This is a genomic window from Streptomyces specialis, from assembly GCF_001493375.1.
GTDB lineage: Bacteria > Actinomycetota > Actinomycetes > Streptomycetales > Streptomycetaceae > Streptomyces > Streptomyces specialis.
On the sequence record NZ_LN929762.1, the window covers coordinates 34,772 to 42,571 of the forward strand.

The window sequence follows — 7,800 nt, forward strand, 5'->3', positions numbered from 1 at the left end:
CCAGCGCCTCGCTGCCGCTCCTCGAAGCCGGGGAGCCGCGGCCCGGCACCTACCGCTGCCGCCGGGCCCGCAGCCGCGAGCGTCGCGGAGACCGACCCGGTATGCCCGTCAGGGGGTATTGCCCCGGCCGACGTGCTCGACGGAGATGATGACCGGCTTCTCGCTTTTGATCTCGTAGATGACGCGGTAGAAGCCCATATGGATGCGGTACCAGTTCTTCCCGTAGGGGTGGGCGCCTGCCGGGCGGGGATTCCTCAGCAGCAGGCTGATGCCGTCGAGAACCTGATCAGCGCCCCGAGGGTCCTGTTTGGCCAAGCGGGCGAAATTCTTCTGTGCCTTCGGGTCCCAGATCACCTTGCTCACGGAGTCTCCCCCCGGATCTCGCGCACGACGTCCTCGTGGGGAATCCCCTCCTCGCCCTTCAGCGTGCGCAGTTCGGCGCGGGTGATCGCCAGCTCGTCTTCGAGGTCTTCCAGGACCGCCGGGCTGATCACCAACGCGACGATCTTCCCGTCCTCGTCGGTGAGCGCGATGTCGTCCCGGGAATCGGCCACCCGGCGGGCGAGCACGTTCAACTGCTTGCCGGCCGACGAGATCGGGATCGCGTCCCAGGGGCCGAGCTTGTGCAGCCCCTCCAGCGGCGCGTAGTCATCCATGTAGCCGATGGTAGTCAGACGTGAGCCTGTCACGCCTTTGTCCGCGACGTCGAACACATGAACCCGGCCCCTGAGACAGGCGGCGGCGACTGAGCCGGAACGACGGCCAGGGATCGCCCGGCCCCGGGCCGGGGAGGCGGCGCCGGGCGCGGGTCTTCCCGCGTGCTCCGGCCGCCGGTTGCGGTTCTCGGTGGTCGACGGACGCCGGGCAGGGACCGAAGCACCCTCCGCACACCGCCCGTTCCGGGGGGATCACGTCGCGGTGGCGTCCGGTGCCGTCAATTCCCGTACCCGGGGTACACGGTCACGCAGGTGGACGGGAACCGGGAGGCTGTGATGAGTGAATCGTCGGTGCGGGCGGTGGGTTGGGCGCGTTCTCTGCCGGTGTCCAGCGGGGTGCGGGCGGCGCGGCACTGGGCGCGGGAGCATCTGGACGCCCTGGGATGGACCAGGGAGGCGCCGGACACGGCGGACGCCGTGCTGCTGGCCGTCTCGGAGCTGGTGACCAACGCCCATCTCCACGCCCGCAGTTCGGCCCAGCTCATCCTGGCCTGGGACAGCCGGTGCCTGCACGTGAGCGTCCACGACGCGTCCACGGACCTGCCCGTGCCGCGCCGGCCGACCACCGAAGGCACCGGCGGGCGCGGCATGTTCCTCGTCGACGCTCTGTCCGACACGTGGGAGGTCCGCTCCCATCCGGACGGCAAGACGATCACCGCCCGCTTCCGGCCCCGCACCGCCACCTGACCAACGGCCCTGCGCCGCGCGTCCCGGGGCCGGTCAGGCGGGTGGCCGCAGGAGGCCGTGGAGGGCGGTGTCGACGACGGCGTCGGCGAACTCGGGGGTGAGCGGGCCCCGTCGCAGCCAGCGGGCGAGAAGCGGCGACCAGATCAGGTCGACGGCGGTGTCGAGGTCGGTGTCCGGGGGGAGTTGCCCGGCTCGCTGAGCGGCGCGCAGGCGCTCCTTCTTCAGCTCCTTCATCGGTTCTTCCAGGCGCTCGGCGTAGAGCGCGGCCAGCGCCGGGTCGTTGAGCGTCTCGACGGTCAGGGCGCGCATCGGGGCGTCGAAGCGTGGGTCGTTCAACTCCGCGACGGTGGCGCGCAGCACGGTCTTCAGGTCCGCGGCCAGGTCGCCGGTGTCGGGCAGGGCCGGGTCGCGGCGGCCGTCCGCGTCCGGGGGGGACTCCGCGAGCATCAGGAAGGCGTCGAACAGCACGGCGCCCTTCGAGGGCCACCAGCGGTAGATGGTCTGTTTGCCCACGCCCGCGCGGGCGGCGATGCCCTCGATGCTCAGCTTGGCGTAGCCGGTCTCGGAGACGAGGTCGAAGGCCGCGGTGAGGATGGCACGGCGGGCGCCCTCACTGCGGCGTGCCGCACCGGAAGCGCCGCGGCGGGCCGCACCGGAGTCGGCGCTGCGGGCGGAGGGGGCGTCGGGGTGCGTGGCCATGGGCCGACCCTACCAAACGACGAGACGAGACGGTCCGTCTTGACAACGGACCGGCGGCCGGGCATGCTCGGGGCCGTTGGAACGAGACGGTCCGTCTCGACGCGGCACGCCGCACACCGACCCGAGGGAGCCCCCATGACTCGCAGCACCGCCGACACCGGCCGCGTCTGGTTCATCACCGGCGCCGGCCGCGGCCTCGGCCGGGCCTTCGCCGAGGCCGCGCTCGCGGCGGGCGACCGGGTGGCCGCCGTCGGCCGGGGCGCCGCGCCCCTGCGGGAGCTGGCCGACGCCCACCCCGGGCGCGTCCTCCCGCTCACCGCGGACGTCACCGACCGGGCCGCGGTCTTCGCGGCGGTGGACCGGGCCGTCACCGAGTTCGGCCGCCTCGACGTGGTCGTCAACAACGCCGGGGCCCTGCACATGGGCATGGTCGAGGAGTACACCGAGGCCCAGGCCCGCGCGCAGATGGACGTCAACTTCTTCGGCGCGCTGTGGGTCTCCCAGGCCGTCATGCCCCACCTGCGCGAGCGGGGCAGCGGGCACATCGTGCAGGTGTCCAGCGTCGCGGGCCTGGGCGGCTTCGCCTCCACCGGCCTGTACAGCGCCAGCAAGTTCGCCCTGGAGGGGATGAGCGAGGCACTCGCCATGGAAGCGGCCGGGTTCGGCGTGAAGGTCAGCATCCTCCAGCCCGGCGGGTACTGGACCGGTCTGTACGACGGCATCGTCGCCACCGCGCCGCGCCCCGCCTACGACGGGCTGCGGACGCGGCTCGCGGAGCAGTTCGCGGAAGGCTCGGTGGACAGCGCCCCCGAGCTGGCGGCCCGCGCGCTGATGACCCTGGTCGACAGCGACGAGCCGCCGCTGCGGCTGCTGCTCGGCAGCATGGTCTACGACCTCGCGTTCGACATCAGCGAGCGGCGCATGGCGACCTGGCGCGGCTGGGAGCGGGTCAGCCGGGCCGCGGAACACGCCGTCCCCGCGCCCACCACCCCGGTGTGACGCCGTGCCGTGGGCGGGGAATTCGCTGGTGCCCCCGGCCGGGCGGTGTGACGATCGGCCGATGAACGATCAGCGCGCCCAGGACGACTTCGCCTGGCTCGGCCCACCCGTCGACGCCCGTCCCCTCTTCCGCCCCGAACGCGCCCGGCTCGTCGCCGATCTGCGCGCCCTCGCCCCGGCGGACTGGGAGACGGAGACGGTGCCCGGCTGGACGGTCCGCGACATGGCGGCGCATGTGCTGGGCGACGACTACGGACGGATCTCCCGCGACCGTGACGGCCACCGGGGCCCGGGCCCACGGCCGGGCGAGGCACTCGAACCGTTCATCCACCGCGCCAACCAGCAGTGGGTCGACGCCTGCGCCCGCCTCAGCCCGGAGGTCCTCGTCCAGACGCTCACGCTGACCGGGGACGCCGTCGCGGACCTGTGGGAGAACGCCGCCCCCGGCCGAGCCCGCCTCGGCGTGTCCTGGGCCGGCGCCGATCCGGCGCCGTTGTGGCTGGACCGCGCGCGGGACCTCACCGAGTACTGGACGCACCGGCAGCAGATCCGGCACGCCGCCGGGCTGCCCACCGACGCGGACCCGCGCCACCTCGGCCCGGTCCTCGACACGTTCCTGCGCGCCCTTCCGCACACGCTGCGGGCCGTGCCGGCGCCCGCCGGGACGCAGGTGTCGGTGACCGTCGACGGGCCCGCGGGCGGCACCTGGACCGCGACCTCCACCGGCCGGGGCTGGACCCTGGCCGAGCCCGCCGCCACCCCGGCCGCCACCGTGGCCCTCGACCCCGAGACGGCCTGGCGGTTGTGCGTGCGCGCGATCGAGCCAGGGGAAGCGGCGGCGCGCGGCACCCTCGGCGGCGACCGGGAACTCGCCGAGGCGGCCTGCGGAATCCTGTCGATCATCCGCTGAGACCGCCCTCGCCCCGGCGCGCGGGCCGGACGCCGGGACGGCCCGCCACGCCGTCAGGAGCGCAGCCGGATCAGGTCGATGCGCGAGCGCAGGCCCAGCTTCCGGTACACCTGCCGCAGATGGAAGCCGACCGTGTGCGGCGAGACGAAGAGCTGCGCCGCGACCTGGCGGTTCGTCAGGCCGCCCGCCACCAGCTCGGCCACCTGCCGCTCCGCCTTCGTCAGGCTGTCCCAGCCGGAGACCGGGCGCGACGCGTACGTCCAGTGCCGTCGCCTGACCCCCAGGTGGCGCAGCTCCCGGCGGATCCGGGCGCCGTCGCGCTCGCCGCCGAGCGCGCCGTACACGTTCAGCGCCCGCTCCAGCTCGGACACCGTGCCCTCCCGGTCGCCCCTGGCCTGGAGCAGCCGTGCCCGGTCCTCCGCCGCCGCGGCCTGGGCCCAGGGGTCGGCGTGCAGCGGGCCGGTCCGCGCCAGCGCGGCGGCGTCCCCGTCGAGCAGGGCGCGGGCGTGGGCGGCGGCGGTGCGCGGCGCGGACAGGTCGCCGGCGCGGTCCCGCAGCTCCTCCGCCGAGGCCACGGCGGCCCGGGCGACGTCCGTCCGGCCCGCCTCCAGCGCCCAGCGGACGCAGCGGGCGGCGGCCGACGGGTCGGCCAGCAGCAGCTCCCGCCGCGCCGAGGCGCTCGCCCACACCTCCGCCAGGCTGTCCAGGGCCGCCGCCGGGCCGGACCGCGCACCGGCTATCTCGGCGGTGAGCCGGGCGCGCGTGGCCCGCCAGGGGCGGGCGGCGTCGGCCGGGAACTCCTTGTCCAGACTGCCCAGATGCCCCGCGGCCTCGCCGAGCCGGCCGCGCCGCAGGGCGACGAGGGCGCGGACGCGCCACGCGTGCGGCGCCAGCAGCGGCAGGCAGGTGCCGCGGCCCCCGGCCAGCCCGGCGCGCGCGTCCTCGTCGGCCTCCGTGAGATGCCCCCGCGCCAGATGCACCGGGGCGCGCAGGAGCGCGGCGACGGCGGGCCCGACCGCCTCGGGGGAGGTCCGCGCGGCGGCCTGGGCCATCGTGAGTGCCTCCTCGAACGCGCCGGTCGTGGTGAGGAACGCGGCGAGGAACCAGCGCGGGTCGAGGACCCGCACCGCGCCGGGGGCCGGGTCCAGCCGCGCGGCCTCCCGCAGGAGCGCGATCGCCGGTGCCGCCTCGCCCTCGCGCCACCGGCGCAGGGCCTCCACGGTCAGCCCGGCCGCCCGCCCCGCCGCCGGGCGGTCCGCGTGCCCGCCGCGCCCGGGGCCCGGGTCCTCCTCGGTGAGGCAGCGGGCGGCCAGCAGGCAGATCTCCGCGCGCTCCCCGTGCCGGGAGCCGTCCGGGGCGACGGCCAGGGCCTCCCGCGCCGCCCGGGCCGCCTCGTGCGGCCTGCCCTCCAGCAGCAGGGTGACCGCCAGCCAGGAACGCAGCGCGGCCGGACCGTCGCCCTGCCGGGGCGCGGCCTCCCCGGGGGTGGAGGCGCCGAGCCCGGCCGCGGCCTCCCGCGCGGTGAGCAGCGCCCGGTCGGCCGCGCCGGCCCGCACCAGCCCCTCCACGGCGGTGGCGGCGAAGCCGAGCCACCCGTCCTGCTCGGGGGTGAGCAGCCGCATCCCGCGCGCCGCCAGCGACGCCGCCGTCTCCGGCTCGGTGGCGAGCAGCCGGACGGACGCCTGCGCGATGATCCGCACCGCCTCGGTGTCCCCGGGCTGCGCGATGTGCGCGACGTGGAGGGCGGCGGCCTCCACACCGTCGGGCCGGGACAGCAGCATCGCCGCCGCCTGGCGGTGCAGCAGCGCGCCCATCGGCGGCGGCACCGAGTCGAGCACGACCCGCCACAGCGCCTCGCTGCGGAAGGCGAAGTCGGTCGCGCCGCAGCTCACCAGCCCGCGGCCGATCGCCTCGTCCAGGGCGGCCAGCAGGCCGGGCGGGGACTCCCCGAGCAGCGCGGCCAGATCGGGCGGGGTGAACGACGAGCCCAGGACCGCCGCCAGCTTCAGCACCTTGAGGGTGAACGGGGACAGCGCCCCCAGCCGCTCGCGGACCAGCGCGGCGAAGCACGCGGGCACCGGCGGGGGAGTGCGCGCGCCGTCCGGCGGGCCGAGGAGCGGCGCGGGCCGGGGCCGCAGACGGGCGACGCCGGCCGCGACCCGGACCTCGCCGCCCTCGATCAGGCCGCGGGTCAGGTCGATCACGGCGCGCGGGGTGGTGCCGACGCTCTCGGCCAGGGTGACGATCGCCGGGTCGGGAACACCGCCGAGGTGATCGGCGACCATCTCCGCCACCGCCTGCCCGGTGAGCGGCTCCGGGTCCGGCAGGCGCTCCAGCGGCAGCCCGCCGAGGCTCAGCTCGGCCACCCCGCGCCGCGCCGCTCCCCGGGTGGTCCCCGAGGCGAGGATCCACAGCACCGGATGGCTCTGGAGCTGCGCGATCAGATCGCCCAGCGCGGCCAGGGCCGGCAGCTCGGCCAGATGGAGGTCGTCCAGGACCACCAGGGCCTGGCCTCGCTCCAGCGCGTCGCGCAGCCGGGCCCGCAGCTCGCGGTCGTTGTCGAGCGCGCCGAGCCGGTGGACCTGCGCGTCGAGCGCGGCGGGAACGGCGCCGAGCAGGGCGTCCGACGTGGTGACCACGCCGCTGACGACACCGAAGCCGTGCCGGACGGCGATGCCGATCGATTCGATGAGCAGCCGGGTCTTGCCCGCCCCGGGCGGGGTCTCCAGGGTGAGGACCTTGCTCTGTCTGCTCCGGGTGACGGTGTGCAGGCCCGCGGTGATGCGGCTCACCTGCGCCTCCCGGCCGCGCAGCGGACGCAGCGGCGCCCGTCTGTGCGGGCCGTTTATCCTCTGGCTGCCCCGATCATATGTTTTCGAACCGTTCACCAAGGCCCCTTTACGCTTTTCCGGGACTCGTGCAGTCGGCGATTGGTGAGTTTATCCACCGTGCCGGAGACCGGGCAATACGGCCTCAAGGGGCGGGTGTGTGCGAAAAGGAAAATGCGGGGTGGCCGGGGAAGCGGGAAAAGGGAAATGCTGGCCCTTTTCGGTCGGTGCCTTTCCTTTTTCCGTCGCCACTGATTCCGTGCGATGTCCTTATCGTATGGTGAATGCATGGTCCATCGGGGCCGGATGATCCGTCACGGCCCCGCTCCGCCGGCGAAGAGGAAGTCCCGCAGCCGCCGGGCCGCCACCAGCGCCGGCCGCGCCGCGGCCCGGGCCGCCACCGCGCCGTGGAGCGCGTCCGCCCACCACACCCCGAGCACCAGCACGGCGACGAGCGCGGCCGGTTCCCGGTCGCCCGCCAGCACCGGCCACAGGCACCCGGCCGCCGCCGCGACCGGCACCACCAGCGCCGCCGCGACCGGCCGGAGGTGATGCACCGCCAGGCCCGAGACGGCGATCAGGTCCCGCGTCGCCAGCCGCGCCAGCCGCGCCGGCCCCTCCCCGGTCAGCCGGCCGGCCGGCGTCGTCAGCGTCCGGGCCACCAGCCGGTACGACAGCCGCCGCGCCAGACCCACCCCCGCCGCCCGCGCCCGGCCGGCGGCGTACCGCGACACGGCGGCGTGGCAGGCGGCGACCGCCAGCAGCGCGACCAGCCACGGCCCGGGTTCCTCCCCGGCCAGGGCTCGCGTCAACACCGGGACCGCCAGCACCACGGCCGCGCCGTGCAGCACCGCGCAGCACGCCGCCGCCCCCACCGCGGGACCGGTGCGCGGGCCGCGCAGCAGACGCCCCACACCGGCCGCGCCCGCCCGCGGCACCCCGTCCCGGCCCCCGCGCGGCC

7 protein-coding genes and 1 pseudogene are annotated in these 7,800 nt (G+C 76.0%); 3 read left to right on the forward strand and 5 right to left on the reverse strand.

The window, feature by feature from the left end:
* Positions 1-108 precede the first annotated feature (108 nt).
* Both BN2279_RS03635 and BN2279_RS03640 read right to left on the reverse strand, forming a co-directional pair.
* Entirely contained in the window at positions 109-363 is a 255-nt protein-coding gene (locus BN2279_RS03635; RefSeq protein WP_059006348.1) for a type II toxin-antitoxin system RelE family toxin, read from the reverse strand.
* Positions 360-656, reverse strand: a complete 297-nt coding sequence (locus tag BN2279_RS03640; RefSeq protein ID WP_059006349.1) for a hypothetical protein — start codon at positions 654-656, stop codon at positions 360-362. Before BN2279_RS03640 ends, BN2279_RS03635 begins: the two co-directional genes overlap by 4 nt.
* 336 nt (positions 657-992) lie before the next feature.
* Between BN2279_RS03640 and BN2279_RS03645 the strand changes: the two genes are divergently transcribed.
* Positions 993-1,403 carry an ATP-binding protein gene (locus BN2279_RS03645; protein WP_059006352.1) on the forward strand — a complete coding sequence of 137 codons (411 nt, stop codon included), beginning with the start codon at positions 993-995 and terminating at the stop codon, positions 1,401-1,403.
* Positions 1,404-1,436: 33 nt separating this feature from the next.
* Here the strand turns inward: BN2279_RS03645 and BN2279_RS03650 are convergent, their stop codons facing one another.
* Positions 1,437-2,102 carry a TetR/AcrR family transcriptional regulator gene (locus BN2279_RS03650; protein ID WP_079031806.1) on the reverse strand — a complete coding sequence of 222 codons (666 nt, stop codon included), beginning with the start codon at positions 2,100-2,102 and terminating at the stop codon, positions 1,437-1,439.
* Positions 2,103-2,237: 135 nt separating this feature from the next.
* On the opposite strand from BN2279_RS03650, the gene BN2279_RS03655 reads away from it, so the two are divergent.
* Together BN2279_RS03655 and BN2279_RS03660 are read left to right on the forward strand one after the other, a co-directional pair.
* Positions 2,238-3,101: an SDR family NAD(P)-dependent oxidoreductase gene (locus tag BN2279_RS03655; RefSeq protein WP_059006354.1), complete on the forward strand. Its 864-nt coding sequence runs from the start codon at positions 2,238-2,240 to the stop codon at positions 3,099-3,101.
* Between the two features lie 61 nt (positions 3,102-3,162).
* The gene (locus BN2279_RS03660) at positions 3,163-4,011 is read left to right on the forward strand and encodes a maleylpyruvate isomerase family mycothiol-dependent enzyme (RefSeq protein WP_059006356.1); all 849 of its coding nucleotides are present in this window, start codon (positions 3,163-3,165) and stop codon (positions 4,009-4,011) included.
* A gap of 53 nt (positions 4,012-4,064) precedes the next feature.
* On the opposite strand, the gene BN2279_RS03665 is transcribed toward BN2279_RS03660, so the two are convergent.
* The gene (locus BN2279_RS03665) at positions 4,065-6,803 is read right to left on the reverse strand and encodes a LuxR C-terminal-related transcriptional regulator (RefSeq protein ID WP_234347383.1); all 2,739 of its coding nucleotides are present in this window, start codon (positions 6,801-6,803) and stop codon (positions 4,065-4,067) included.
* Between the two features lie 350 nt (positions 6,804-7,153).
* A pseudogene (locus BN2279_RS03670) lies at positions 7,154-7,800 on the reverse strand (hypothetical protein); the annotation flags it as partial.

Bases quoted from the DNA above. Each gene is read 5' to 3' on its own strand.
- BN2279_RS03640 (WP_059006349.1), bottom strand. From the start codon at position 656: ATGGATGACTACGCGCCGCTGGAGGGGCTGCACAAGCTCGGCCCCTGG.
- BN2279_RS03645 (WP_059006352.1), top strand. From the start codon at position 993: ATGAGTGAATCGTCGGTGCGGGCGGTGGGTTGGGCGCGTTCTCTGCCG.
- BN2279_RS03650 (WP_079031806.1), bottom strand. From the start codon at position 2,102: ATGGCCACGCACCCCGACGCCCCCTCCGCCCGCAGCGCCGACTCCGGT.
- BN2279_RS03655 (WP_059006354.1), top strand. From the start codon at position 2,238: ATGACTCGCAGCACCGCCGACACCGGCCGCGTCTGGTTCATCACCGGC.
- BN2279_RS03660 (WP_059006356.1), top strand. From the start codon at position 3,163: ATGAACGATCAGCGCGCCCAGGACGACTTCGCCTGGCTCGGCCCACCC.